Source organism: Streptomyces sp. NPDC052773 (assembly GCF_044547145.1).
GTDB lineage: Bacteria > Actinomycetota > Actinomycetes > Streptomycetales > Streptomycetaceae > Streptomyces.
Genome location: NZ_JBITZX010000012.1, coordinates 56881 through 83420, shown reverse-complemented (window position 1 = coordinate 83420; position 26540 = coordinate 56881). Strand labels below are relative to the sequence as shown.

Annotated in this window: 20 protein-coding genes; 8 read left to right on the top strand and 12 right to left on the bottom strand. The window is 70.9% G+C overall.

The genetic code is table 11. From position 1 onward, the window contains the following. Nucleotides 1–74 precede the first annotated feature (74 nt). A complete protein-coding gene (locus ACIG0D_RS25020; protein WP_003993737.1) occupies nt 75–737 on the top strand; it encodes a response regulator transcription factor in 663 nt (220 codons plus the stop codon). Nucleotides 738–856: 119 nt separating this feature from the next. Next, nucleotides 857–2146, top strand: coding sequence for a ribonuclease D (locus ACIG0D_RS25015; protein ID WP_399804856.1), 1290 nt, complete (start codon nt 857–859; stop codon nt 2144–2146). Nucleotides 2147–2230: 84 nt separating this feature from the next. Here ACIG0D_RS25015 and ACIG0D_RS25010 read toward each other — a convergent pair whose 3' ends face one another. From ACIG0D_RS25010 to ACIG0D_RS25000, 3 genes are read right to left on the bottom strand one after another with little or no spacing between them, the layout of a single operon-like run. Then, nucleotides 2231–3061, bottom strand: a complete 831-nt coding sequence (locus tag ACIG0D_RS25010; protein WP_399804853.1) for a carbohydrate ABC transporter permease — start codon at nt 3059–3061, stop codon at nt 2231–2233. Beyond that, a complete protein-coding gene (locus tag ACIG0D_RS25005; protein WP_399804850.1) occupies nt 3058–4005 on the bottom strand; it encodes a carbohydrate ABC transporter permease in 948 nt (315 codons plus the stop codon). Before ACIG0D_RS25005 ends, ACIG0D_RS25010 begins: the two co-directional genes overlap by 4 nt. Then, the gene (locus ACIG0D_RS25000) at nt 4005–5315 is read right to left on the bottom strand and encodes an ABC transporter substrate-binding protein (RefSeq protein WP_399804847.1); all 1311 of its coding nucleotides are present in this window, start codon (nt 5313–5315) and stop codon (nt 4005–4007) included. Before ACIG0D_RS25000 ends, ACIG0D_RS25005 begins: the two co-directional genes overlap by 1 nt. A 149-nt stretch (nt 5316–5464) precedes the next feature. On the opposite strand from ACIG0D_RS25000, the gene ACIG0D_RS24995 reads away from it, so the two are divergent. From ACIG0D_RS24995 to ACIG0D_RS24975, 5 genes are all read left to right on the top strand, one after another. After that, on the top strand, nt 5465–7843 hold the full coding sequence (locus ACIG0D_RS24995; RefSeq protein ID WP_399804845.1) for a glycoside hydrolase family 2 protein: 2379 nt from the start codon (nt 5465–5467) through the stop codon (nt 7841–7843). Next, nucleotides 7840–8877: a LacI family DNA-binding transcriptional regulator gene (locus ACIG0D_RS24990; protein ID WP_399804842.1), complete on the top strand. Its 1038-nt coding sequence runs from the start codon at nt 7840–7842 to the stop codon at nt 8875–8877. Before ACIG0D_RS24995 ends, ACIG0D_RS24990 begins: the two co-directional genes overlap by 4 nt. Nucleotides 8878–9053: 176 nt before the next feature. Next, nucleotides 9054–10271: a thiolase family protein gene (locus ACIG0D_RS24985; RefSeq protein WP_399804839.1), complete on the top strand. Its 1218-nt coding sequence runs from the start codon at nt 9054–9056 to the stop codon at nt 10269–10271. Next, nucleotides 10268–12397 (top strand): 3-hydroxyacyl-CoA dehydrogenase NAD-binding domain-containing protein, encoded by a 2130-nt coding sequence (locus ACIG0D_RS24980; protein WP_399804836.1) that lies wholly within the window; start codon nt 10268–10270, stop codon nt 12395–12397. Before ACIG0D_RS24985 ends, ACIG0D_RS24980 begins: the two co-directional genes overlap by 4 nt. Before the next feature lie 288 nt (nt 12398–12685). Continuing rightward, complete coding sequence (locus tag ACIG0D_RS24975) at nt 12686–13810, top strand: methyltransferase (RefSeq protein WP_399804833.1); 1125 nt, start codon at nt 12686–12688, stop codon at nt 13808–13810. 34 nt (nt 13811–13844) lie between these two features. On the opposite strand, the gene ACIG0D_RS24970 is transcribed toward ACIG0D_RS24975, so the two are convergent. Further along, a complete protein-coding gene (locus tag ACIG0D_RS24970; protein ID WP_399804830.1) occupies nt 13845–14870 on the bottom strand; it encodes a hypothetical protein in 1026 nt (341 codons plus the stop codon). Between the two features lie 85 nt (nt 14871–14955). On the opposite strand from ACIG0D_RS24970, the gene ACIG0D_RS24965 reads away from it, so the two are divergent. Then, a complete protein-coding gene (locus ACIG0D_RS24965) occupies nt 14956–15321 on the top strand; it encodes an NTP pyrophosphohydrolase (protein ID WP_399804827.1) in 366 nt (121 codons plus the stop codon). Nucleotides 15322–15377: 56 nt separating this feature from the next. On the opposite strand, the gene ACIG0D_RS24960 is transcribed toward ACIG0D_RS24965, so the two are convergent. The 8 genes from ACIG0D_RS24960 to ACIG0D_RS24925 form a co-directional block, all read right to left on the bottom strand. Beyond that, nucleotides 15378–16823: a glycosyltransferase family 39 protein gene (locus tag ACIG0D_RS24960; RefSeq protein WP_399804824.1), complete on the bottom strand. Its 1446-nt coding sequence runs from the start codon at nt 16821–16823 to the stop codon at nt 15378–15380. Between the two features lie 82 nt (nt 16824–16905). Continuing rightward, a complete protein-coding gene (locus tag ACIG0D_RS24955) occupies nt 16906–18432 on the bottom strand; it encodes an amino acid permease (RefSeq protein WP_399805278.1) in 1527 nt (508 codons plus the stop codon). Nucleotides 18433–18576: 144 nt separating this feature from the next. After that, nucleotides 18577–20499: a 1-deoxy-D-xylulose-5-phosphate synthase gene (gene dxs, locus ACIG0D_RS24950; RefSeq protein WP_399804821.1), complete on the bottom strand. Its 1923-nt coding sequence runs from the start codon at nt 20497–20499 to the stop codon at nt 18577–18579. A 163-nt stretch (nt 20500–20662) separates the two neighbouring features. Further along, nucleotides 20663–21961 carry a sugar ABC transporter permease gene (locus ACIG0D_RS24945; protein ID WP_399804818.1) on the bottom strand — a complete coding sequence of 433 codons (1299 nt, stop codon included), beginning with the start codon at nt 21959–21961 and terminating at the stop codon, nt 20663–20665. After that, nucleotides 21958–22749 (bottom strand): ATP-binding cassette domain-containing protein, encoded by a 792-nt coding sequence (locus ACIG0D_RS24940; protein ID WP_365765599.1) that lies wholly within the window; start codon nt 22747–22749, stop codon nt 21958–21960. Before ACIG0D_RS24940 ends, ACIG0D_RS24945 begins: the two co-directional genes overlap by 4 nt. A 204-nt stretch (nt 22750–22953) precedes the next feature. After that, a complete protein-coding gene (locus ACIG0D_RS24935) occupies nt 22954–24054 on the bottom strand; it encodes a sugar ABC transporter substrate-binding protein (RefSeq protein WP_399805274.1) in 1101 nt (366 codons plus the stop codon). 133 nt (nt 24055–24187) lie between these two features. Beyond that, nucleotides 24188–25399 (bottom strand): ROK family protein, encoded by a 1212-nt coding sequence (locus ACIG0D_RS24930; RefSeq protein ID WP_399805272.1) that lies wholly within the window; start codon nt 25397–25399, stop codon nt 24188–24190. A gap of 204 nt (nt 25400–25603) precedes the next feature. Then, a complete protein-coding gene (locus ACIG0D_RS24925; protein WP_399804814.1) occupies nt 25604–26527 on the bottom strand; it encodes a carbohydrate ABC transporter permease in 924 nt (307 codons plus the stop codon). Between the last annotated feature and the right edge of the window lie 13 nt (nt 26528–26540).

Here is a 26540-nt window from a genome sequence, read left to right as displayed (position 1 = left end):
TCCCTAAAGCCCCCGAGGTTTGGTGCCGAAGACGACTGTGACCTTCAAAGCCGTCCCGCACCCCAGGAGGCCTGGTGTCCGTTCTCCTCGAGCAGCCCGCAAGCCTGGTCGCCTACCGCCCGAACAAGCCCACCGCCATGGTCGTCGTCGCCGATCCACGCGTCCGCTCCACCGTCACCCGCCATCTGTGGGCGCTCGGTGTGCGCGACGTCATCGAGGCGTCGTCCATCGCCGAGGCTCGTCCCCGCATCGGCAACCCCCGCGACATCTGCGTCGCCGACGTCCACCTGCCCGACGGCTCCGGCCTCACCCTGCTGTCGGAGACGCGCGCCGCGGGCTGGCCCAACGGGCTCGCCCTGTCCGCCGCCGACGACATCGGCGCCGTCCGCAACGCCCTCGCGGGCGGTGTGAAGGGCTACGTCGTCACCGGCACCCGCACCAACGTCGGGCTCCCCACCCGGCCCGGTGCCGCCCCCATCGGCGCCGCCGCCGCCCGCCTGCACCGCCGCCCCCCGGGTGCTCCGAGCCACCCGGGCGGCTACCGCGAGCTGTCCGGTCGCGAGGTGGAGGTGCTGCGACTGGTCGCCGAAGGCCAGTCCAACAAGGCCATCGGCGTCTCCATGGGCCTGTCCGCACTCACCGTCAAGAGCCACCTCGCCCGCATCGCCCGCAAGCTGGGCACCGGTGACCGGGCCGGCATGGTCGCCGTGGCCCTGCGCACCGGCATCATCCACTGACCCCCATCCCTCCCCCTCACCCGGTGATTCCCCCGAACTGACTGGTTTACGACCCTCCGGAGCCCGTCGACGGAACGTTCCGTCGACGGGCTCCGTGCATCCACGGATACCCTTGACAGGTGACCGACGCCCACGACACCGCAGCAGACCGTTCACTGCGAACCACCGGAGGCGCCCCTCCGGACGACGGCGGATCTTCTGCTACGGAGGCGCCGATCCCGTTGCTGGAGCCGCGTGAGGGCATCCCGCCCGTGATCGCGGACGAGGCCGCCCTCGCCCGGGTGATCGCCGCCTTCGCCGACGGCTCAGGCCCCGTCGCCGTCGACGCCGAGCGCGCCTCCGGCTACCGCTACGGCCAGCGCGCCTACCTGGTGCAGCTGCGCCGCGACGGCGCGGGCACCGCGCTGATCGACCCCGTCGCCTGCCCCGACCTGTCCGCCCTCGGCGAGGCGCTCTCCGACACGGAGTGGGTGCTGCACGCCGCCACCCAGGACCTGCCCTGCCTGCGCGAGATAGGCATGGTGCCGACCCGGCTGTTCGACACCGAGCTGGCCGGTCGGCTCGCCGGATTCCCGCGCGTCGGCCTCGGCGCCATGGTCGAGAACGTCCTCGGCTACGTCCTGGAGAAGGGCCACTCCGCCGTCGACTGGTCCACCCGCCCGCTCCCCGAGCCCTGGCTGCGCTACGCCGCCCTCGACGTCGAGCTGCTGGTCGACCTGCGCGACGCGCTGGAGAAGGAGCTCGACCGGCAGGGCAAGCTCGAATGGGCCCGGCAGGAGTTCGACGCGATCGCGTCGGCACCGCCGCCGGAGCCCCGCAAGGACCCCTGGCGGCGTACGTCCGGCATGCACAAGGTGCGGCGCCGGCGGCAGCTCGCCGTGGTGCGCGAGCTGTGGCAGACCCGGGACCGGATCGCCCAGCGGCGGGATGTGTCGCCGGGCAAGGTGCTGTCGGACGCGGCCATCGTGGAGGCCGCGCTCGCCCTTCCCGGCAATGTGCATGCCCTGTCCGCGCTGAACGGGTTCGGTCACCGGATGGGGAGGCGGCAGCTGGAGCAGTGGCAGGCGGCCGTCGATCGCGCCAAGGCGCTGCCGGAGTCGCAGCTGCCGCAGCCGGGGCAGCCCGTCGCCGGGCCTCCGCCGCCGCGGGCCTGGGCCGACAAGGATCCGGCCGCCGCCGCCCGGCTGTCCGCGGCCCGCGCGGGGGTCACCGCGCTGGCCGAGGAGCTGAATCTGCCGCAGGAGAACCTGGTCGCGCCGGATGCCGTGCGGCGCCTGTGCTGGGAGCCGCCGCAGCGGGTCGACTCCGCGGGGGTTTCCGAGGCGCTGGTGGGTTATGGGGCTCGGCCGTGGCAGGTCGAGCTGGTGACGCCGGTGCTGGTGGAGGCGTTGGCCGCGAAGGCGCCGTAGGGGTTCCTGGTGTCGGACGGGTGCGGGTCCGTCGTGGTTTGTCGCGCGGTTCCCCGCGCCCCTGAGCGCCCCTGACGGGGCGCCTCACCTCGTCGCGCCTTTGGTGAAGCCGTTGTAGATGAATCTCTGGAGCGCCAGGAAGACGATCAGTGTCGGCAGGATGACCAGGACCGCTCCCGCCGAGATCGTTTCCCAGTGGGCGCCGAAGGGGCCGCGGAAGCGGAACAGGGACGTCGAGATCACGCCAAGGTCTTCGGAGGGCATGTAGAGGAAGGGGATGTAGAAGTCGTTGTAGACGGTGATCCCCTTCACGATGACGACCGTGGCGATCGCCGGTTTCAGCAGCGGGAAGATGATCTTGCGGTAAATGGTGAAGGCGCCCGCGCCGTCGAGGCGGGCGGCCTCGTCCAGGGAGACCGGGATGGACCGGACGAACTGCAGGAAGATGTAGATCGAGACGATGTCCGTGCCGGTGTAGAGGGCGATCGGCGCCCACAGCGAGTCGAACATGCCGAGGCTCGTGACGATCTGGAAGGTCGCGACCTGGGTGGTGACCCCGGGGACCAGCGCGGCGACCAGGAAGGCCGCCAGGACCGGTTTGCGGAAGCGGAAGCGGAACCGGTCGATCGCGTACGCCGTCATGGAGCCGATCAGCACCGTGCCGCCGATCGCGAAGATCAGGACGACGGCCGTGTTGGCGAACGCCGAGAGCATCCGGCCGTCCTGGAACGCCGTCACGTAGTTGGCGAGGTTCAGCGGGTTCTCCGGCGGGGACAGCGCGCCGCCGTCCTCCGCCAGCTCCCGCTCGGTCTTGAGCGAGGTCAGCAGGACCACGGCCAACGGGAGCAGGACGACCACCGTCGCCAGGGTCAGCGACAGGTACACCAGGGTGCGGGCCACCACGCGGCGGGTCATACGAGGTCCACCCTCTCGTCGGGGACGAGCCGGCGCTGCACCCAGGTCACCAGGAGGATGATCAGCAGCAGCACGACGGCCGCCGCCGAGGCGAGCCCCGTCTTGTTGAACTGGAAGGCCAGCTTCACGGTCTGGATCACGAAGGTCTCGGTGCCGGTCGCGCCGCCGGTCATGATGTACGGGATCTCGAAGGCGGACAGCGAGCCGGAGACCGAGAGGATCACGGTCAGGGTCAGCACCGGTTTGATGCCGGGCGCGATGATGTGCCGGAACTGCTGCCAACGGTTCGCCCCGTCCAGCTCGGCCGCCTCGTACAGCTCGCCGGGGATGGACTGGATGGCGCCGAGGAAGAGCACGAAGTTCAGGCCGAGATAGCGCCAGACGGACACTCCGGCGAGGGAGGTGTTCGCCGAAACGGGGTCGCCCAGCCAGGCGTGGTCGGGGTCCGCGCCGAACAGGCCGAGCACCGAGTCGAGGGTGCCGCCGTCCTGGAAGAAGTAGAGGAAGACGAAGCCGATCGCCACCCCGTTGATCAGGTACGGGAAGAACAGCACGCCCTTGAAGAAGTTCCGGAAACGGACGTCGAAGCTGAGGATCGTGGCGAAGTACAGAGCGGCGACGATCTGCACCGCGGAGGCGGCGAGGTAGTAGCCGGAGACGAGGAAGACCTGGAAGAGGTCCTCGCGGGTGAAGATCTCCGCGTAGTTCCCGGCGCCCGTGAAGCGCAGCTCGGGGCTGACGCCGTCCCAGTCGGTGAAGCTGTACGCGACCATGTTGACGATCGGCGCGTAGGTGAAGGTGACCAGCAGCGCGAGCGGGGCCAGCAGGAACAGCCAGGGGGTGGCGCCCCGCCGCAGGCGGACCCGGCGGGGTGCCGGGGCCGGCCGCGGCGGGGCGGGTGGGACGGCGGCCGGGCCGGGGGCCTTCTCGGTGAGGTGCGCCATCAGGACCCCAGGGACTTCCGGGCCTCGGTCCAGCGCCTGCCGAGGTCGTCGAGGAAGCGGTCCAGGTCGCCGTCGCGGGCGCCGCGCGCCACGTCGACGAGGTCCTGGCGGTAGTCGGGCTTGTAGATGCCGACCTCGGACTCGTTGTCGATCTGCTTGACCTCGGCGCCCTGGGCGTCGTCGACCTCGATGAGCTTGACGCCCTTCTCCTCGTAGGGCTTCAGCACGTCCGGCAGGGGTGCTTCCTGGAGCGGGGAGATGGCGAGGTTGTCCTCGACGTAGCCGGACTCGTCGGTGAACCAGTCGATCCAGGCGCGGGCCGCCTCCTTGTGGTCGGAGTGGATGTTGACGGCCTGGTTGTAGTCGGGGGCGACGACCGCGCAGAACTTCCCGTCCACCTGGGCCGGGAAGGGCATGAAGCCGATGTCGTCGGGGTTCACCCCGGCCTTGCGGGCGGCGTCCCGGAACTGGACGATCGCCCAGGTGCCGAGCCACTGGGTGGCGATCTCGCCCTTGGCCAGCCGGGTCTTGGAGGCCTCCCAGTTGGTGGTCGTCGGGTCCTTCTCGGCGAGGCCCTGGGCGACGATGTCGTGCAGCAGGGTGTCGCCGACGCGCAGATCGGCGCCCTCGGCCCACGGGTCGCCCTCGGCGAGCCTGGTGGTGGCCCGGGTGTCGCAGCTGACCGAGCCGTTGACGTACGTCCAGGAGGTCAGGGGCCACTGGGCGGCGAAGTTGGTGTAGTAGGGGATCGCGTCCGTCCTGGACTTGACGGCCTTGAGGGCGGCGAGGAACTCGTCCGGGGTGGTGGGCCAGTCGGTGATGCCGGCTTCCTTCCAGACCCGCTTGTTGTAGACGAAGCCGGGGGCCACGCCGACCGGGCTCTGCCCGTAGACCTTGCCGTCCACCGTGGTGAAGTCGGTGAAGCGGTACTTCTCGCGGCGTTCCTCCTGGCTGCCGAGCGAGGCGAAGAACTTCGGGTAGTCGTCCTTCTCGATCACCGCGGGGATCAGCAGGACGTCGCCGTAGTTCTCGGTGTTCATCCGGATCTTGATCTCGGACTCGTAGTTCGTGAGGGCCTGGAACTCGACCTCGACGTCGGGATAGGTCTTGTTGAACTCGGCGGCGTACCGGTCCATCGTGCCGTCCTGGACCAGATCGGTCCGCACGGTCAGCACCGTGATGGTTCCGCTGACCTCGGACGGGTCGTCGGGGGCCTCGGCGTCCGCGCCCTTGGTCGTGCCTCCGGTGCCGGTGCACGCGGAGAGCAGCAGGGCGGCTGCGGCGAGGGCGAGGAGGGGGCGGCGGTTCATGTGCATCAGCTCCGTTCCGGGGACGGACGAGCACGGCGGGTTGGCTGATTCGGCACTCTGACAGCGCTTTCTTAACCGGTAAAGTCCCTATCTCGCCAAGATTGCGACATCACAACCACCCGTCGGCGTCAACCGGTTGAGGAGTGCGCATGCTGGAGGCCACACCGCTGGACGAGGGATGGACGCTGCTCCACGAGGGGGCCTCGCTCCCGGCCGCCGTGCCGGGGTGCGTGCACACGGATCTGCTGACCGCCGGGGTGATCCCGGACCCGTTCCTCGGCCGGAACGAGAGCGAGGTGGCCTGGGTGGGCCGCCGGGAGTGGACGTACGAGCGGGACCTCGCTCTGCCCGCCTCACCGCACGAGCAGACCGACCTCGTCTTCGACGGCCTGGACACGGTCGCCGAGATCCGGGTCGACGGACGGCTCCTCGGCCGGGTGCGGAACATGCACCGCTCGTACCGCTTCGACGTCACCGGCCTGGCGGGGCGGCTGACGGTCCGGTTCGCCTCCGCCTACGCCGAGGCGGAGGCCGTACGGGGAAGGCTGGGCGAGCGCCCCGGCGCCTACGCCGAGCCGTACCAGTATCTGCGCAAGATGGCCTGCTCCTTCGGCTGGGACTGGGGGCCCACCCTGGTCACGGCCGGCATCTGGCGGCCGGTGCGCCTGGAGAGCTGGTCGACGGCCCGGATCGCCCGCGTCCGCCCGCTGGTCACCGTCGAGGACGGCACCGGTGTGGTGGAGCTGCGGCTCGACGTCGAGCGGACCCGCGTCGAGGCGGACCTCACCGTCGAGGCCCGGGTGGGCGGGGTGGTGGCGCGCGCGGCGGTCGACGGCACGGAGGGGGTCGTACGGCTGCGGGTGCCGGACGTGGCGCTGTGGTGGCCGCGCGGCTACGGCGCACAACCGCTGTACGACGTCGAACTGACGCTGCTGCACGGCACCGACCGGCTCGACGTGTGGCGGCGGCGGGTGGGATTCCGGAGCGTGGAGCTGGACACCTCGGCCGACGCCCACGGCACCGGGTTCACCCTGGTCGTCAACGGCGAGCGCCTGTTCGCGCGGGGCGTCAACTGGATCCCGGACGACGTGTTCCCGTCCCGGGTGACGCGCGAACGGTATGGAGAGCGGCTGCGGCAGGCGGCGGACGCGGGCGTGGACCTGGTGCGCGTGTGGGGCGGCGGGATCTACGAGAGCGAGGACTTCTACGACGTCTGCGACGAGCTGGGCCTGCTGGTGTGGCAGGACTTCCCGTTCGCCTGTGCCGCCTACCCGGAGGAGCAGCCGCTGCGCGGCGAGGTGGAGGCGGAGGCCCGGGAGAACGTCGTCCGGCTGATGCCGCACCCCTCGCTGGTGCTGTGGAACGGCAACAACGAGAACCTGTGGGGCTTCCGTGACTGGGACTGGGAGCGGCGGCTGGCCGGGGACTCGTGGGGCGAGGGCTACTACCTGGGGCTGCTGCCGCGGATCGTGGCCGAGCTGGACCCGACCCGGCCGTACACCGCGGGCAGCCCCTGGTCCGGATCCTGGCGTCGCCATCCGAACGACCCGGCGCACGGCACCCACCACTCCTGGGAGGTGTGGAACCGGGAGGACTACGCCGCGTACCGGGCGAGCGTGCCGCGGTTCGTCGCCGAGTTCGGCTGGCAGGCGCCGCCCGCGCTCGCCACGCTGCGCCGCGCGCTGCCCGGCGAGGAACTCGCCCCCGACTCCCCCGGCATGCTCCACCACCAGAAGGCCGACGACGGCAACGGCAAGCTGCGGCGCGGCCTGGAACGCCACTTCGCCTTCCCCGAGGGCGACTTCGACCGCTGGCACTATCTGACACAGGTCAACCAGGCGCGGGCGATCGCCGCCGGGATCGAACACTGGCGCTCGCACTGGCCGGTGTGCGCGGGCACCGTCGTCTGGCAGCTCAACGACTGCTGGCCCGTCACCTCCTGGGCCGCCATCGACGGCGACGGCCGCGAGAAGCCGCTCTACCACGAGCTGAGGCGGCTGTACGCGGACCGGTTGCTGACCGTGCGGGACGAGCCGGACGGCGGGCTCGTGGTCGCCGTCGTCAACCAGTCCGGCGAGGCGTGGCGGGGTGCGCTGCGGCTGCGCCGGGTGTCCGTCGAGGGGGAGGTGCTCGGCGCGGCGGAGGTGGCCTTCGCCGCCGGGCGGCGGGCGGTCGAGGCGGTGGCGGTGCCGCGCGGGCTCGAGCCGGGCGGGCCGAAGGAGTTCCTGGTGGCCGAGGCGGACGGCGTGGCACGCGCCCTGCGCTTTCCCGTGCCGGACCGGGAGATCCCGTACCCCCGGCCGGAGTTCGAGGTCGCGCTGGTCCCGGGCGGTGTCGAGGTGACGGCCCGGACCCTGGTACGGGATCTGCTGCTCCAGGCCGACCGGCTGGACCCGGCGGCGCGCGCCGACCGCGGGCTCGTGACCCTGCTTCCGGGGGAGCGGGTGACCATCGGCGTCCGGGGCTGGGAGAATCCCGACGCGACCGCCGCCCGCGCCGCCCTGTACTGCATGGAGCCCTCTCGATGACAGCCCTGCATGGTCCTCGCGTCACCATCAAGGACGTCGCCGCACGCGCCGGGGTCTCCAAGGGTGCCGTCTCCCTCGCCTTCAACCACAAGCCGGGCCTGTCGGAGGCCACCCGGGAGCGGATCTTCCGGGCCGCCCGCGAGCTGGGCTGGGAGCCGAACCTGACCGCCCGGTCGCTGGCCGGGGCGCGGGTGGACGTGGTGGGGCTGGCGATCTGCCGGCCGGCGCGGATGCTGGGCCTGGAGCCGTTCTACATGGAGTTCGTCTCCGGTGTGGAGAGCGTGCTGACCGAGCACTCCTGCTCCCTGCTGCTGCGGCTGGTGAAGAACCTGGACGAGGAGGCCGGGCTGCTGGACTCCTGGTGGAAGGGGCGGCAGATCGGCGGGTCGATCCTGGTCGACTTCCGGGCGGACGACCCGCGGGTGCCGGTCGTCGAACGGCTCGGGCTGCCGGTGGTCGCCGTCGGGCATCCGTCGCTGACCGGTTCGCTGGCCTCGGTGTGGACGGACGACACCACGGCCGTGGGCGAGGCGGTGCGGTATCTCGCCGCGCTCGGGCACCGGCGGATCGCCCGGGTCGGCGGGGCCGCGGCACTCGGGCACACCGCGCTGCGCACGGCCGCGTTCGACGCGGTGGCGCGGGAGCTGGGGCTGGCCGGGGCGTGGCAGGTGGCGACCGACTTCTCGGGCGAGGCGGGGGCGCGGGCGACGCGGTCCCTCCTGACCGCGGCCGCGCCGGACCGGCCGACGGCGATCGTCTACGACAACGACATCATGGCGGTGGCGGGGCTGTCGGTGGCGGCGGAGATGGGTCTCAGGGTGCCGGAGGACGTGTCGCTGCTGGCGTGGGACGACTCGCAGCTGTGCCGGCTGACGCATCCGACGTTGTCCGCGATGAGTCACGATGTGCACGGGTTCGGGGCGGAGGTGGCGCGGACGCTGTTCGGGGTGATCACCGGTGAGGGGGCGGGGTCGCATCCCGTGCCCACGCCGGTGCTGACGCCCCGGGGGTCCACGGCGCCGCCGTCCGGGTGAGGCCACCGGTCCGCGGCTGTCGGTGACCCTGAGAGGCCGTTTTCAGTGTGACCTTCGCCGCTCGACCCGCCAGGACTGTGCAGCTACGTTACCCACAAGTAGCATGGGCCTGAGCGCGCGCTCAGTGCATGCGTGCCGCAGCAGTGCCACCCCGCACACCCTGGAGGAGAGCCATCGTGCCTCGTACCGTCAGGGACGTCGTCTTCGTCGACGGCGTCCGCACCCCGTTCGGCAAGGCGGGCCCGAAGGGCATCTACCACGAGACCCGCGCCGACGACCTTGTCGTGAAGGCGATCCGGGAGCTGCTGCGCCGCAACCCCGGCCTGGACCCGAAGAAGATCGACGAGGTCGCCATCGCCGCGACCACCCAGATCGGTGACCAGGGTCTGACCCTCGGCCGCACGGCCGGCATCCTCGCTGGTCTGCCGCAGTCGGTCCCCGGCTACTCCATCGACCGGATGTGCGCGGGCGCCCTGACGGCCGTGACGACGACGGCCGGCTCCATCGCCTTCGGCGCCTACGACGCCGTCATCGCCGGCGGTGTCGAGCACATGGGCCGCCACCCGATGGGCGAGGGCGTCGACCCGAACCCGCGGTTCGTCTCCGAGAAGCTGGTCGACGAGTCCGCCCTGTTCATGGGCATGACCGCGGAGAACCTGCACGACCGCTACCCGCAGATCACCAAGCTGCGCGCCGACGAGTACGCGGTCCGCTCCCAGGAGAAGGCCGCCAAGGCGTACGCCAACGGCAAGATCCAGCAGGACCTGGTGCCGATCTCGGTGCGCCGCACCAACCCGGAGGGCGGCGAGACCGGCTGGGGTCTGGTCACCGCCGACGAGCCGATGCGCCCGGGCACCACCCTGGAGAACCTCCAGGGCCTGAAGACGCCGTTCCGCGTCCACGGCCGAGTCACCGCCGGTAACGCGGCCGGTCTGAACGACGGCGCCACCGCCTCGATCATCGCCTCCGAGGACTTCGCGCGCGAGAACGGCCTGCCCGTCAAGATGCGCCTGGTCTCCTACGCCTTCGCGGGCGTGGAGCCGGAGGTCATGGGCTACGGCCCGATCCCGGCCACCGAGAAGGCCCTCGCCAAGGCGGGCCTGACGATCTCCGACATCGGCCTGTTCGAGATCAACGAGGCCTTCGCCGTCCAGGTCCTGGCCTTCCTGGACCACTACGGCATCGCCGACGACGACGCGCGCGTCAACCAGTACGGCGGCGCCATCGCCTTCGGTCACCCGCTGGCCTCCTCCGGCGTCCGCCTGATGACGCAGCTGGCCCGCCAGTTCGAGGAGCAGCCGCACGTCCGCTACGGCCTGACCACCATGTGCGTCGGCTTCGGCATGGGCGCGACGGTCATCTGGGAGAACCCGCACTTCGAGGGGGACAAGTGAGCACCACCGCTGAACTGCTGAAGGGTGCGGCCGAGCTGTTCCCGGACGAGGTCGTCACCAGTGCGCACGTGCGCCACTTCGACCTGCCCCTGGGCGCCGGGCGCTTCGCCCTGATCACCCTCGACAACGGGCACGACCACACCAAGCCGACCACCTTCGGCCCCCAGTCGCTGGCGAACCTGAACACCGCCATCGACCAGGTCGAGAAGGAGGCGGCGGACGGCGAGATCGTCGGCGTCGGCATCACCGGCAAGCCGTTCATCTTCGCCGTCGGCGCCGACCTCAAGGGCGTCGAGCTGCTGAAGGAGTGGGACCACGCCTACGCCATCGGCAAGGGCGGCCACGACGTCTTCAAGCGGCTGTCCGGCCTCGCCGTGCCGACGTTCGCCTACTACAACGGCGCCGCGATGGGCGGCGGCGTCGAGGTCGGCCTGCACTGCACCTACCGCACGGTGTCCGCGGCCGTCCCCGCGTTCTCCCTCCCCGAGGTCTTCCTCGGCCTGGTCCCCGGCTGGGGCGGCTGCACCCTGCTGCCGAACCTGATCGGCGCCGACAAGGCCGTCTCGGTGATCATCGAGAACAGCCTCAACCAGAACAAGCAGCTCAAGGGCAAGCAGGTCTACGAGCTGGGCATCGCCGACGCGATCTTCGAGGGCGCCGACTTCCTGGAGCAGTCCCTCATCTGGACCGCGTCGGTCCTCAAGGGCGAGATCGAGGTCGAGCGCCCGGTGATCGACCGCGGCGAGGCCTGGGACCAGGCCGTCGCCAAGGGCCGCTTCATCGCGGACTCCAAGGTGCACGGCGCGGCCCCGGCCGCCTACCGCGCCCTCGACATCATCGCCGCCGCCAAGAACGGCGACCTCCAGCAGGGCTACGACGCCGAGGACAAGGCGCTCGCCGACCTGATCATGGGCGGCGAGCTGCGCGCCGGCATCTACGCCTTCAACCTGGTGCAGAAGCGCGGCAAGCGTCCCGCGGGCGCCCCGGACAAGTCGCTGGCCCGCCCGGTCACCAAGGTCGGTGTCGTCGGCGCCGGTCTGATGGCCTCGCAGCTCGCCCTGCTCTTCCTGCGCCGCCTCGAGGTGCCGGTCGTGCTGACCGACATCGACCAGGAGCGCGTCGACAAGGGTGTGGGCTACGTCCACGCCGAGATCGACAAGCTGCTCGGCAAGGGCCGGATCAACCAGGACAAGGCCAACCGCCTCAAGGCGCTGGTCACCGGTGTCCTCGACAAGGCCGAGGGCTTCGCGGACGCGGACTTCATCATCGAGGCCGTGTTCGAGGAGATGGGCGTCAAGCAGAAGGTCTTCGCGGAGGTCGAGGCGGTCGCCCCGGCGCACGCGATCCTCGCGACGAACACCTCGTCCCTCTCCGTGACGGAGATGGCGTCGAAGCTGAACCACCCCGAGCGGGTCGTCGGCTTCCACTTCTTCAACCCGGTCGCGGTCCTGCCGCTGCTGGAGATCGTCCGCGGCGAGAAGACCGACGACGCCTCGCTGGCCACGGCCTTCGCCGTCGCCAAGAAGCTGAAGAAGACCGCGGTGCTGGTGAAGGACGCCCCGGCGTTCGTCGTCAACCGCATCCTGACCCGCTTCATGGGCGAGATCCAGAACGTCATCGACGAGGGCACCCCGGTCGACGTCGCGGAGAAGGCGGTGGAGCCCCTGGGCCTGCCGATGTCCCCGCTCGTCCTGCTGGAGCTGGTCGGCCCGGCGATCGGTCTGCACGTCTCCGAGACGCTCAACAAGGCGTTCCCGGACCGCTTCACGGTCTCCCCGAACCTGAAGGCGGTCGTCGAGGCGGGCAAGCGCGGCTTCTACGTCTACGACAGCGGCAAGCCCGAGCTGGACCCGGAGGTCGCCGCGCTGCTGAAGCAGGGCGACACCGTCCTGACCGAGGACCAGGTCCGCGCCCGCGTCCTGGACGCGGTGGCCCAGGAGATCGGCCTGATGCTCGACGAGGGCGTCGTCGCCGAGGCCCAGGACATCGATCTCTGCCTGATCACCGGCGCCGGCTGGCCCTTCCACCTGGGCGGCATCACGCCGTACCTGGACCGTGAGGGCGTCTCCGAGCGGGTGAACGGCAAGCGGTTCCTGCCGCAGGGCGTGGCGAGCGTCCCGGCGTAACCCTCTCGCGGCTCGACGCCGGTGCCCCGCACGCCTGTCGGTGTGCGGGGCACCGGTTTGCCGGGGGGACGGCGGCTGTGCGAGCCTCTTCTCCGTCTCTTCGTGGCTCCTCGTGGAAAGGGCCGGTCATGGCGCGCGGCATGATGCTCGGCATGGTGCTCGGCGACGTCTCCTCGCGCGCTTCGACGCGGGAGCGATAGCCCGAGCCGTCACCTTCTCGACCCTCTTTCCCGCTCCTCGTCGAAGTGCTCTTCGTGCCCCCGCACGTTCGAACACGAGGAGTACGTGGTGTCCGCCACGATCCACTGGACCGAGTCCCACACCGACCACCGCGCCCGCTGGCACTCCGAGAGCGCCGCTCCCCCGCCCCGCCGGGTGGTCGTCGCCGACGACCGGACGAGCGCCGCCACCGCCCACCGGCTGGCCTGCGAGGGCACGGCGCTGCTGTGGCGGGGCGACTTCCCGCACGCGCGTCGGCTGCTGACCGCGATGGGCCGCCGCATCGACCGCAAGCCACCCCGACCGGGGAACAGCCCGGCCGAGGCGTTCCACCTGCACCGCAGGGCCCGCGGCCACCGGGCCCGGGTGCTCGGCAGGTTGCTGGTGCTGCTGGAGGACGACTACACGCTGCGGCTGCGCAGAGCCCCCGACGTCCGCCGGGCCTGCGCCGAGGCGTACGGCCCGCCGCACGGTCCCCTGGTGGTCTCCCTGACGGAGCTGCTGGGCGTCGTCGGCGCGTGGCAGTGGCGGGAGAAGGGCGTCGAGGTCCCGGCGCTCGGCGCCCGGATCCACCCGCACTACGGCGTGTTCTCGCCGGTCAGGGGCGAGTACGTCGATCTCGTCGCGCGCGCCCCGCTGCCGCCGTCGGCGCACGGCGGCACCGCGTTCGACCTCGGCACGGGCACCGGTGTGCTCGCGGCGCTCCTGGCCCGCCGGGGCGTCGGCCGCGTGGTGGCCACCGACAGCAACCCGCGCGCCCTCGCCTGTGCCCGCGACAACGTCCGCCGGCTGGGCCTGGACGGGCGGGTGCGGGTCACCGGGCCCTGCCTGTATCCGGCGGGCCGGGCGAGCCTCGTCGTCTGCAATCCGCCCTGGATCCCCGCCCGCCCGTCCTCCGCCCTGGAGCGGGGCGTCTACGACCCGGCCAGCGGCATGCTCCGCGGCTTCCTCGCAGGGCTGACGGACCGTCTGGAGCCGGGCGGCGAGGCCTGGTTGATCCTCTCGGACCTCGCCGAGCGCCTCGGTCTGAGGCCGCCCGGCGAACTCGCGCGCCTCATCGAGTCGTCGGGCCTGCGCGTCGCCGGCCGGCTCGACACACGGCCACGGCATCCCCGGGCCGAGGACACCACCGATCCCCTCCACGCCGCACGGAGCACGGAGATCACCTCACTGTGGCGGCTGACGCCGGGCTGACGCCAGGTGGACCCTTCAGGGGGTGTCTCGTGGGTCAGACCGTCTGCCACGCCGACAGGGCCAGGCCCGGCTCGTTCTTCTGGCGGGCGACGCGGAGTTCGCCGTCCGGGGTGACCGTCGCGGCCACCACCCGGCCCTGGGCGTCCTCCGCGAGGGCCACCCGGGTGCCGGCTGGAAGCCGCGGGCCCGACTCGGTCCACCACATGCCCGCGGACTCCCGCTCGGTCGGGTACGCGGCGAAGGCGACCCGGCCGGAGGCCGAGGGCTGGGCGAGGAGGGTGCAGTCGTGGCCGTCCAGGACACAGCGCAGCACGGCCACCGGGCCGGGGCCCGCGGCGGTGAGCAGCGGGACCGGATCGGCGTCAGGGCGCCAGGCGTACAGCGTGCCGTCGGGGTCGGCGTAGAAGAGGGTCGTGTGCTCCTTGGAGGTGCGCAGGGCGGCCAGGGTGCCGGGCCGGATCCGCACCGGCAGCGGGTCGGCCATCACCGGGCGGGCGCCCGGCTCCTCCTGGAGCCAGCGCACGAGGCCGGTCGGGGTGGTGCCGTACAGCTCGACGAGGCCCGACTCCCCGGTGACGGCGACGAGTTCCTCGTGCACCTTGGAGCCCCTCAGGTCGTGCCACGCGTTCCAGCCGCCGCGCACCTTCTGGTTGACGGTGTGGACGCCCTTGCCGCGGTTTCCGACGAAGACGTACGCGCGTCCGTCGGCGTCGACGGCCACGGCGGGCCGGCCGGTGCGCGGGCCCTTCTTGTTCGGGTGGCCGATCGGGATCCAGTCGAGGGCGGCGAGGTGCGCGCGGAAGTGGGTGGAGTGCACCAGACCGGACTCGTCGCCGGTGGTGGGCCGCCAGGCGACCAGGTGCGCGTAGCCGTCGACGCCCTGGCCGACGGCGAGGACGGGGTGCAGGCGCTGCTCTCCGCCCACCCTGCGCCACGGCAGCCAGTCACCGCCCGGGTGGCGCTCCGCCCGGCACCACACGGAGTCGTCGCGCGTGGTGTAGACACCGAGCCGGCCGTCGCGGCCGCGTATGAGCCAGTCGCCGTTCACTGTACGGACCATTGACACGACCCCACTCTAATCGGGCGCCCGGTGCCGCCCGCCGGGCGGGCTGGGCCGTCGGGCGGGCCCGTGGCACCCTGGGGGCATGAGTACGCCGCTGCTGGTCGTCGTGGACGCCGCGAACGTCGTCGGTTCGGTGCCGGACGGCTGGTGGCGGGACCGGCGCGGGGCGGCGGAGCGGCTGCGGGACCGGCTGGCGGCGGACGGGATTCCGGGGTGCTCCGGGCCCACCGAGATCGTGCTGGTGGTCGAGGGCGCGGCGCGCGGCGTGGAGTCGGTGCCCGGGGTCCGGGTCGAGGCGGCGCCGGGCAGCGGGGACGACCGCATGGTGGAACTGGTCGCCGCGGCGGGCGACCGCCCCTGCCTGGTCGTCACGGCCGACCGCGAACTGCGCCGCCGGGTGACGGAGCTGGGCGCGGAGGTCACCGGGCCGCGTACGGTGCGCGGCTAGCCGGGCGTACGACGGCGTGCTCATCGGCTCGTGGTGACGCACCGGACCGCCCGCGCTCAGGGGATCCGTGCGTACAGCACCGCCCCGTCGACCGTGCCCACCAACCGGTAGCGGTCCGTCAGCAGCCGCCGCAGGGTCGGCATCCGCGCGGGGGCATACGGCTTGCCGCGGGAGTCGTCGACGATCAGGGCGGGGGCGCGGGCCGCCAGTTCGCGGCGCAGCACCGGCCAGGCGCCGTCGACGGCGTACCGCTCGCCGACCCGGGAACCGTCGCGTCCGCCGCTGTAGTTGGTGAGCAGTCCGGCGGTGAGGTAGCGGCTGGCGGGGGCGCGGCCGGCGAGCCAGTACGTCTCCGGGTGCATGCCCCAGATCAGCACGGGGTCGCCGGGGGCGGTGCGGCGGGCGGCGGCGTCCGCGACCCGCTGGACATGGGCGAGTTCGGCGCACGGGGCGGCCAGGCCCCAGGTGAGGAACAGGGCGCAGGCGCAGGCGGAGACGAGGACGGCGGTCCGCTCGTGGGCCCGGGGCAGGGTGCGCAGCGCCGCGGTCGCCAGCAGGGCGAGCGGGGGCAGGAGTTGCAGGTAGTAGTGGCCGAAGAAGTGGAAGCCGGTGAGTACCGCGCCGGTGGACGCGGCGAGCCACAGCCACAGGTCGGCGGGCGCGGCGCGCGGCGCCCGTGCGACAGCGGCGAGCAGGCCCGCGCAGGCCGCCGCGAGGATGCCGGCGTTGCCGAGGGCGCGGGTCAGGGCGTGCAGCGGGGAGCCGGAGAACGTGGCGTAGGCGGTCGAGCCGGTGACCGTCCAGAAGAGGAACCCGTGCGGGTCGGTGAGCAGGGCGGCAGCCAGCACGGGCAGGGCCGCCCCGGCGGCCAGGCGGGGCAGCCCGGTGCGGGCGGCGCCCGAGGTGACGCACAGCCAGGTCACGGGCAGCAGCACCGCTCCGCCGGTCTGCTTGGCGAGGACGGCGCAGCCGACGGCCACTCCGGCCGCCGTCCAGCGGCGCCGGTCGGCACACCACATCGCGGCGGCGGTGCCGGGCAGTATGAACACCTCGAAGGTGGCGGCCTGCGCGTCCTCGGGGTTGAGTCCGACGGAGACCAGCAGATAGAGCACTCCGGCGGTGCGGCCCGCGCGGTCGCCCCAGCGGCGGCGGGCCAGCGAGGCCAGCAGGGCGGCGGTGAGCAGCTGGGCGAGGATCGCGAGCACCCGGACGGAGGTGAGCGATCCGGAGCCGGTGAGCGCGAAGGCGGCCTCGTACAGCCAGGGCACGAGCGGCGGTTTGCGGTCGACGACGGTTTCGTAGAGCTGTCCGCCGTGCGCCAGTATCCGCGCCTGGACGGCGAGATAGCCCTCGTCGGGGTTCCACAGTGGCCGGGTGAAGGAGGGCACGCGGGTGAGGCAGGCGAGCACCGCGAGCGCGGGCAGCAGCCGCCGCCAGTAGCCGTGGCCCGCGCGCGGAGCGGTGGTGACGGTGGGTGTCGGGGCGAGGAGCTCGGCGGACATGCGCCGTACGCTATCCGGCCCCGCACATCCCGCCGAAGCGGGACATACGGGGCCGTCGGTGTCGCGTCGGAAGCGGGGCCGACTACCGGTCCTCGTGGGGATGACCCTCGACGATGTCCTGCATCGTGGTCTCCTGGTGCTTGCCGAGGCGGCTGTGCGAGCGGCCGTACAGGAAGTAGACAACGAAGCCGGCCGCCATCCAGATGCCGAATCGCACCCAGGTCTCGGCGGGCAGGTTGATCATCAGCCACAGCGAGGCGCCCACCGACAGGATCGGGATGACGGGCACCCAGGGGGTGCGGAAGGCCCGGTGCAGGTCTGGACGTGTCCTGCGGAGGATGATCACACCGATGGCCACGACCACGAAGGCGAAGAGGGTGCCGATGTTGACCAGCTCGGCCAGCTCGCCCAGGGGCGTGAAACCGGCGAGGATCGCGATGAGCACCCCGAGCAGAATGGTGGGCCGGTGCGGTGTCCTGAAGCGTGGGTGGACCTGGGAGAAGAAGCGGGGCAGCAGCCCGTCACGACTCATCGCGAAGAAGACGCGGGTCTGGCCAAGGAGCAGGATCATGCACACCGTGGTGAGGCCCACGGCAGCACCGAAGCTGATGAAGCCGGCGAACCACGGGTGCCCGGTGTCCTTGAACGCCTCGGCGAGGGGGGCGTTCACGTCGAGCTGCTCGTAGTGCTGCATCCCCGTCACGACGATCGATACGGCAACATACAGGGCAGTGCAGATGAAGAGCGAGCCCAGGATGCCGCGCGGCATGTCCCGCTGCGGGTTCCTGGTCTCCTCGGCGGCGGTTGCCACGACGTCGAAGCCGATGAAGGCGAAGAAGACGATGGAGGCAGCAGTGAAGATGCCCATCACGCCGAAGTCGGAGGGGGCCCAGCCGAACATCAGCTGGATCAGCGGAGACTGAAGACTTTCGCTGTCTTCCCCCACAGGCTTCGCCTCCGGGATGAACTCGTCGTAGTTTTCACCCTTGATGAAAAACGCGCCCGCGATGATCACGGTGAGAACGACGGTCACCTTGATGGCGACGACGACCGAGGTGACCCGCGCCGAAAGCTTCGTGCCGAGCACGAGGATGGCGGTGAGCACCAGGACGAGGGCGGCAGCGAGGATGTCGAAGCCGAAGCCGTCGGCCCCTTCCCGGGTGCCCAGGGCGTCTGGCAGATGCCATCCCACATTCTCCATCAGCGAGGCGATGTAGCCGGACCAGCCGACGGCGACCACCGCCGTACCGAGCGCGAACTCCAGGACCAGGTCCCAGCCGATGATCCAGGCGGGCAGCTCCCCCAGGGAGGCGTAGGAGAAGGTGTACGCCGAGCCCGCCACCGGAACGGTGGAGGCGAATTCGGCATAGCAGAGCGCTGCGAGCGCGCAGACGACGCCTGCCACGACGAAGGCCAGCGCTACGGCGGGCCCCGCATTCTCTTTGGCGGCCTTCCCGGTCAGCACGAAGATGCCGGTGCCGATGATGACACCGACACCGAAGACCGTCAGGTCCAGGGCCGACAGGGATTTCTTGAGGGCGTGCTCCGGCTCCTCGGTATCGAGGATGGACTGTTCGACCTTCTTCGTCCGGAAGAGGGTGCTGCTCACGGGCGTACCTCCACGCTTTGTCGTCCTCGACATGATCGAGAGGGGGCGTGGCAGGTATGTCCCGACGCGAGCCGTTTCACGCGAATGGGCCGATTTCACCACTCTTGGCAGTGGCGAAATCGGCCCGTACGGCGGTACGCGGTGTCAGTCCCGGGCGGCCTCGATCTCGTCGGCCGCGGCGCGCTCGTACTTCCCGTCGAGCTTGGACACCAGGCCGGTGACCTGGCGGGCGATGTCCGGGGCGGTCAGGCCGATCTCGGCCATCACCTCGGCGCGCGAGGCGTGGTCGAGGAAGCGCGGCGGGATGCCGAAGTCGCGCAGCGGGAGGTCGACGCCCGCGTCGCGCAGGGCCTGGGCGATCGCGGAGCCGACACCGCCGACCCGGCTGTTGTCCTCGACGGTGACGACGACCCGGTGCCGCTCGGCGAGCGGGGCCAGGGCCTCGTCGACCGGCTTGACCCAGCGGGGGTCGACGACGGTGGTGGAGATGCCCTGCTGGTCGAGCAGGCCGGCGATCTCCAGGCACATCGGCGCGAGCGCGCCCACGGAGACCAGGAGCACGTCGGGGCGGTCGGTGCCGGGCTCGCGCAGCACGTCCATGCCGCCGACCTTGCCGACGGCCGGTACGGCGGGGCCGACGGCGCCCTTGGAGAAGCGGACCACGGTCGGCGCGTCCTTCACCTCGACGGCCTCGCGCAGCTGGGCGCGGACCTGGTCGGCGTCGCGCGGCGCGGCGAGCCTGAGGCCGGGGACGACCTGGAGGATCGACATGTCCCACATGCCGTTGTGGGAGGCGCCGTCGGTGCCGGTGATGCCCGCGCGGTCGAGCACGAAGGTGACGCCGCACTTGTGCAGGGCCACGTCCATCAGGACCTGGTCGAAGGCGCGGTTGAGGAAGGTGGCGTACACGGCGAAGACCGGGTGGAGTCCGCCGGTGGCCAGGCCCGCGGCGGAGACGGCGCCGTGCTGCTCGGCGATGCCGACGTCGTAGACCCGCTCCGGGAACCGCTTGGCGAACTTGTCGAGGCCGACCGGCTGGAGCATGGCGGCGGTGATGGCGACGATGTCCTCGCGCTCCTCGCCGAGCTTCACCATCTCGTCCCCGAAGACGGAGGTCCAGTCGGCGCCGGAGGAGGCGATCGGCAGGCCCGTGTCGGGGTGGATCTTGCCGACGGCGTGGAAGCGGTCCGCCTCGTCCTGGAGGGCGGGCTGGTAGCCGCGGCCCTTCTCGGTGAGGCAGTGCACGATGACCGGGCCGCCGAACCGCTTGGCGCGGGCCAGCGCGGACTCCAGGGCCTCGATGTCGTGGCCGTCGATCGGGCCGACGTACTTCAGGCCCAGGTCCTCGAAGAGGCCCTGCGGGGCGATGAAGTCCTTCAGGCCCTTCTTGGCGCCGTGCAGGGTGCCGTAGAGCGGCTTGCCGACGACCGGGGTGCGCTCCAGCAGGTCCTTGGTGCGGGCCAGGAAGCGCTCGTAGCCGTCGGTGGTGCGCAGGGTCGCGAGGTGGTTGGCGAGACCGCCGATGGTCGGGGCGTAGGAGCGCTCGTTGTCGTTGACGACGATGACCAGCGGGCGGTCCTTGGCGTCGGCGATGTTGTTCAGCGCCTCCCAGGCCATACCGCCGGTGAGCGCGCCGTCACCGATGACGGCGACGACGTGGCTGTCGCGTTCGAGCAGCTCGTTGGCCTTGGCGAGGCCGTCGGCCCAGCCGAGCACCGTGGAGGCGTGGCTGTTCTCGATGATGTCGTGCTCGGACTCGGCCTGCGAGGGATAGCCGGACAGGCCGCCCTTCATCTTCAGCTTCGAGAAGTCCTGCCGGCCGGTGAGCAGCTTGTGCACGTAGGACTGGTGGCCGGTGTCCCACAGCACCTTGTCCTTCGGCGAGTCGAAGACGCGGTGCAGGGCGATGGTCAGCTCCACCACGCCGAGGTTGGGGCCCAGGTGGCCGCCGGTCTTGGAGACCGCGTCGACGAGGAAGGTCCGGATCTCCTCTGCCAGCTGGTCCAGCTCCTCCAGGCTGAGCCGGTCCAGATCGCGCGGTCCCCTGATGCGGGTCAGCAGCGGCACCCGTGCCTCCTTGCAGTAGAGCTGTTGAGCTTTTGCCGGGCCCGACGAGTCTAATGTTCCCCCGCGGCACGGCTGTGCCCGGCACCGCCATTGGTGCCGGGCACAGGTTCGGATGAGGGGCGGGCGCCGCCCCTCAGGGGCGCGACGGCCCCGGGCGGTAGCGCTACGCGCGGCCCGCCGTCTTCTGCGTCTTGCGCGTGATCGAGTCGATCACCACCGTGGTGAGCAGCACACCCGCGGTGATCATGTACTTCACCGGCTCGGCGATGGACTCCAGCTGGAGTCCGTACTGGATGGAGACGATCACCAGGACACCCAGCAGGGCGTTCCAGGTGCGGCCCCGGCCGCCGAACAGCGACGTACCGCCGATGACCGCCGCGGCGATCGCGTTCATCAGCAGGTCACCGGTACCGGCGCTCTGGTTCGCCGAGGCGATCTTGGAGGCCAGGAAGAGGCCGCCGATCGCGGCGAAGCCGCCGGAGATCGCGAAGACCGAGATCCGGACCGCGGTGACGTTGATACCGGCGCGCCGGGAGGCCTCGACGCTGCCGCCGAGGGCGAACACCTTGCGGCCGTAGGTGGTGCGGCGCAGCACGAAGTCCGTCGCCACCAGGAACACCAGGAAGATCACCGTGGCCAGCGGCAGGCCCTTGTACTGGTTGTACATGAACGCCGCGGCGAAGGAGATCACCGCGAGCAGCGCGGTCCGCAGGATCGTCTCGTTCAGCGGCCGGGACGGGATGCCCGCGGCCTCGCGGCGCCGGTTGCCCAGGAACGAGGTGATGAAGAAGACCGCGGTCACCACGGCCGCCAGGCCGTACGCGGCGGCGATGTCGGTGAAGAAGTACGTGGTCAGCTTGCCGATGAAGCCGTCGCTGTCGAGGTTGATCGTGCCGTTCTCGCCCAGTGTCTGGAGCATGAAGCCCAGCCAGAAGAGCAGACCGGCCAGGGTGACCGCGAAGGCGGGGGCACCGAGCACGGCGAAGAAGAAGCCGTGGGCCGCGCCGATGGCCGCGCCCGCGGCGACGGCGAACAGCACGGCGATCCACTCGGGCCAGCCCTGGTTGACCGCGAGGACGGCCGCGATGGCGCTGGCCGCGCCGCTGACCGAGCCGACGGACAGGTCGATCTCGCCGAGCAGCAGCACGAAGACGATACCGACGGAGATCATGCCGGTGCCGACCATCGTGACGGTGATGTCACTGATGTTCTGCGCCGAGAGGAACGCCGAGTTCAGGCTCTGGAAGATGGCGCAGATGATGACCAGGCCGAGGATGACCGGGATGGAGCCCAGCTCGCCGGCGCGCATCTTGCGCTTGAACTCGGTCCAGTAGCCGAGCAGGCCCTCCTCGCGGACGAGGAGGCGGGGGTCGACCGCGGTGACCGCGTCGGCGGCCGCCTCGGGGTTCTCCACGACGTGCTCGTCCTTGGTGGCCGCGGTGGAGGTCTTGTCGGTGCTCACTTGGAAACCTCCCCGGTGGTGCGTGCCGCACGGCGGGTCACGGCGTTGTCGGTGGCGCCGGTGATGGCGGAGATGATCTCCTCCTGCGAGGTCGTCTTGACCTCGAAGACGCCGTTGTTGCGGCCGAGGCGCAGGACCGCCACCTTGTCGGCGACGGCCTTGACGTCGGCCATGTTGTGGCTGATCAGGATGACGGCGTGGCCGCGCTCCCGCAGCCGCTCGACCAGGTCGAGGACCTGGGCGGTCTGCTCCACGCCGAGGGCGGCGGTGGGCTCGTCGAGGATGACCAGCTTGGGCTCGCCGAGCATCGAGCGGGCGATGGCCACGGTCTGGCGCTGGCCGCCGGAGAGCGAGGCGATCGGGATCCGGACGCTGGGGATGCGGATCGACAGGGTCTTCAGCAGTTCGCGGGAGCGGCGCTCCATCTCGACCTCGTCGAGGACGCCCCACTTCCTCAGCTCACGGCCGAGGAAGAGGTTGCCGACGACGTCGATGTTGTCGCACAGCGCGAGGTCCTGGTAGACGGTCGCGATGCCCAGGGCCTGGGCGTCGTGCGGCTTGTTGATCGTTACGGGCTTGCCTTCCCATTCGATGACGCCCTCATCGATGGGGTGCACGCCGGCGATCGTCTTGACCAGCGTGGACTTTCCGGCGCCGTTGTCGCCGACGAGGGCGACCACCTCACCGGCGTGGATCTCGAGCTCTACGTCGGTGAGCGCCTGGACGGCACCGAACCGCTTGGAGACCCCGCGCAACGCCAGCACGGGCGTAGCGGACACGTGAACCATCTCCTTCGCCGCCTGACCCGGCGGGAGGTTGTGCAGAAGTTTGGGGGGTGGGCCGGGAGAGCGCTCTCCGGCCCCGGATGTTCCGACCGGCGCCCCGCACGAGCTTGCGGGGCTTTGATGACGCGGGGCGCCGGCGGAGCCTTCGGTGGCGCGGCCGTCCGTGCGGGAGTCGCGGCTGCGGACTCCCGCGGGACCGGATCCGCTTTAGTTGAGGCCGATCTTCTCGCAGGCCGCCTTGTACTTGGCGGTGCAGATCTCGTCGACCGTGTAGACGCCGTCCTTGACGACGGTGTCCTTGATGTTCTCCTGGGTCAGCGAGGTGACGTCGACCAGCACGGACGGGACATCCTTGGCGCTGTCGCTGGAGACCTTGTCCTTGGCGATGGCGCTCAGGTCCTCGCCCTTGGCGAGCGCGACGGCCATCTCGGCGGCGGCCTCGGCCTCCGGCGCGTACGGCTTGTAGACGCTCATGAACTGCTCACCGGCGACGATGCGCTGCACGGCGGCCAGCTCGGCGTCCTGGCCGGTGACCGGGGCCTTGATGCCGGCGGCCTTCAGGGCGGTGATGATGCCGCCGGCCATGCCGTCGTTGGCGGAGTAGACACCGACGATGTTCTTCTTGCCGAGCGCCGAGATCGCCGCCTCCATGTTGGCGTTGGCGTTGTCCGGCGACCACTCCTTGGTGTCGTACTCCTTGCCGATCTTCACCTTGCCGTCGAGGACGGAGTGCGCGCCCTCCTTGAACTGGGCGGCGTTCGGGTCGGTGACGGAGCCGTTCATCATGACGATCTGGCCGTCCTTGGCCTTGTCGCCGAGCTCCTCCAGCAGGGCCTCGCCCTGGGTCTTGCCGACCTGGACGTTGTCGAACGAGGTGTAGGCGCTGATCGGGCCCTCGGCGAGGCGGTCGTACGCCACGACCTTGATGCCGGCGTCGACGGCCTTCTGGACGGAGTTCTTGATCGCCTTGGCGTCCACGGCGTCCAGGATCAGCACGTCCACCTTGTTGGTGATCATCGTGTCGACCTGCTGGGCCTGGAGGTTGGCGTCCTGCCGGGCGTTGTTGTACTCGACGGTCGCCTTGTTGTCCGTCAGCTCCTTGATCTTCTTCTCGATCAGGGGCCGGTCGAACTTCTCGTACCGCGCGGTCTTGTTCTCCGGCAGGAGCAGACCGATCTTGATGTCGTCGCCCTTGGCGGGGGCCGAGCCGGTCGAGTCGTTGCCGCCACCGGCCTCCTCAGCGCTGCCACAGGCGGCGAGAGAGATCGCCATCGCACCCGAGGCGATGGCTACGGCGGCACGACGCATACGCGTGTTCACTTCAGAAACCTCCCTGACGAGGCCGCGTCGTTGCGGCCGAGGTGGCTGGAAGTCAACTCGGCCACACGTGCGACGTCAAGAAGTAAATCCTTAACGGGTTGGCAACGGTGCCATCCGTTCTCTAAGTGAAGGCAGGGGTGGTGGCGGGAAGTGCCCCCGACACGCTTCCGTCCAAAAGGGTCGAGTCACCCATCTCGCTGAGCGCGAGGGCGAGTGCCCCGAGCACCTCCGCGCGGCCCCCAAGTGCCCCGGGAAGAACGGACAGTTGGCGCGCCGCGCTGGGGATCGCGTAGCGGCCGACGGACTCCCTGATCGGCCCGAGAACCAGCTCTCCGGCCTCGGCGAGATCACCGCCGAGGACGACCCGGCTCGGGTTCAGAAGGTTGCAGAGGTTGGCGACTCCACTGCCGATGTGGCGGCCGACGTCGGCGATCACCCGACGGCAGCCCGGGTCTCCGTCCCGCGCCAGCCGGACGACGCCCTCCATGGTCAGATCCGTGCCGTGACTGGACTGGAGCAGCGGCAGCACATAGCGCGCGGCCGCGAAGGTCTCCAGGCAGCCCCGGTTTCCGCAGCGGCAGACGGGGCCGGATTCATCAAGTGTAATATGTCCGATTTCACCCGCTGTGCCGCCGGGACCCCGGTAGATCTTCCCGTCGATCACCAGGCCCGCGCCGACACCGCTGGAGACCTTGATGTACGCCAGGTCCCGCACGCCCTTGCCGCTGCCCCAGACCAGCTCGCCGAGCGCGCCCAGGTTGGCGTCGTTGTCCACGTGCACCGGCACGCCGAGCCGCCCCCGCAGCTCCTCGGCGGGCTTGGCCCCGGTCCAGCCGGGCAGGATGGCGGTCGAGCCGAGCTGGCCGGACTCCACGTCGATCGGGCCGGGCACACCGAGCCCCACCCCGGCGATCTTCGTACGGTCCACTCCCGTGGCCGCGATCAGCCGGTTGACCAGCTCTTCCGCCCGGTCGAAGCCCTGCGCGGCGGAGGCGTCCACATCCAGCGGCTCGGACTCCTCGGCCAGCACCTGATGGGCGAGGTTGCCCACCGCGACCCGCAGATGGGTGTGGCCGAAGTCCACGCCGATCACGATGCCGGCGTCCCCGCTCAGACTGACGCTGCGCGCCCGCCGGCCGCCCGCGGAGGTGGGCGTGACCTCGACGGTCCCGCCGTCCTTCAACTCCCGGACGATGTTCGAGACGGTCGCCGCGGACAGGCCCGTGGTCCTCGCGATCTCCGCCTGGGTGAGGGATCCCGCCAGCCGCACGGCTCGTACGACCCGCTCCAGGTTGGCTCGGTGCAGCGACGACTGCGACCCCGGAGTCTCCACGACGACCTCCTGCGCGCGGGACCGCATCGATGAGGCCCCGTCTATGTCCAACTAGTGAACTCTAAGCTGAGCCGTCCGGGGCACCTCCCGTCAAGAGGTTGAACAGTTTCCGGGAGCAGGCACACATACGTGCGCGCCGCCCCCGGAACCGGGAACGGCGCGCACACGGGCGCTCGCGGAGCGCTACGGCGCAGGTCGCGGCGGCTACTTCAGCGTCGCCGAGGTCAGGCCCGCCTGCACCTGGCGCTGGAAGGACAGATAGACCACCAGCATCGGGATCATGGCGATGGTGACGCCCGCGAAGAGCACGGGCAGGTCGGAGGCGTATCCCTGCTGCTGCTGGAGCTGGATCAGACCCTGGGTGAGCACATAGCGCTCGGGGTCGTCGCCGCTCTGCGGCTGCATCAGCACCGTCGGCAGGATGAACTGGTTCCACTGGCCGAGCGTGTTGAAGATGCCCACGCTGATCAGGCCGGGCTTGGCCATCGGCAGCATGACCTGGAAGAACGTCCGGGTGTGCGAGGCCCCGTCCAGGATCGACGCCTCGAACACCGCCGTCGGCAGGGTCCGGAAGAAGGCGTGCATGAAGAAGACGGTGAACGGCATGGAGTAGGCGACGTACACCAGGACCAGGCCCTGGTAGGTGTTGAGCATGTCCAGCCGTTTGACCATGAAGAACAGCGGGACCAGGGCCAGGAAGACCGGGAACATCGCGCCCGCGACGAAGAAGTAGTAGAGGAAGCGGTTGCCCCAGAACTGGTAGCGGGCCAGCACGTACGCGGCCATGGAGCCGAACAGCATCGTCAGCGGCACCGAGAAGGCGAGCACGACGACGGTGTTGAGGAAGTAGTCGCCGATGCCCTTCTCCCAGGCCCGGGTGAAGACGTCGAAGGTCCAGTTCTCCGGCCAGCCGAAGGCCGAGCCGGCGATCTGGGCGTCGGTCTTGAAGGAGCTGAGGACCAGCCACAGCAGCGGCAGGACGATCATCAGGGCCCACAGGGCGAGGAAGCCGTGCGAGAAGGCGTTCAGGGTGACGCCCTCGCCGCGTCGCTCGCCCGCCCGCTGCGGGACCTTCTCCACGGCCGGCTCGGCGGGGACCGGCACGGTTTCCTTCAGGGGTGCGCTCATGTCATCTCTCCCG

Coding starts and splice junctions, on each gene's coding strand:
- ACIG0D_RS25000 (WP_399804847.1), bottom strand. CDS start 5,315: ATGAACCGCCGCCCCCTCCTCGCCCTCGCCGCAGCCGCCCTGCTGCTC.
- ACIG0D_RS25010 (WP_399804853.1), bottom strand. CDS start 3,061: ATGACCCGCCGCGTGGTGGCCCGCACCCTGGTGTACCTGTCGCTGACC.
- ACIG0D_RS24970 (WP_399804830.1), bottom strand. CDS start 14,870: ATGGTCCGTACAGTGAACGGCGACTGGCTCATACGCGGCCGCGACGGC.
- ACIG0D_RS24965 (WP_399804827.1), top strand. CDS start 14,956: ATGAGTACGCCGCTGCTGGTCGTCGTGGACGCCGCGAACGTCGTCGGT.
- ACIG0D_RS24935 (WP_399805274.1), bottom strand. CDS start 24,054: ATGCGTCGTGCCGCCGTAGCCATCGCCTCGGGTGCGATGGCGATCTCT.
- ACIG0D_RS24925 (WP_399804814.1), bottom strand. CDS start 26,527: ATGAGCGCACCCCTGAAGGAAACCGTGCCGGTCCCCGCCGAGCCGGCC.
- ACIG0D_RS24990 (WP_399804842.1), top strand. CDS start 7,840: ATGACAGCCCTGCATGGTCCTCGCGTCACCATCAAGGACGTCGCCGCA.
- ACIG0D_RS24960 (WP_399804824.1), bottom strand. CDS start 16,823: ATGTCCGCCGAGCTCCTCGCCCCGACACCCACCGTCACCACCGCTCCG.
- ACIG0D_RS25005 (WP_399804850.1), bottom strand. CDS start 4,005: ATGGCGCACCTCACCGAGAAGGCCCCCGGCCCGGCCGCCGTCCCACCC.
- ACIG0D_RS24995 (WP_399804845.1), top strand. CDS start 5,465: ATGCTGGAGGCCACACCGCTGGACGAGGGATGGACGCTGCTCCACGAG.
- ACIG0D_RS24940 (WP_365765599.1), bottom strand. CDS start 22,749: ATGGTTCACGTGTCCGCTACGCCCGTGCTGGCGTTGCGCGGGGTCTCC.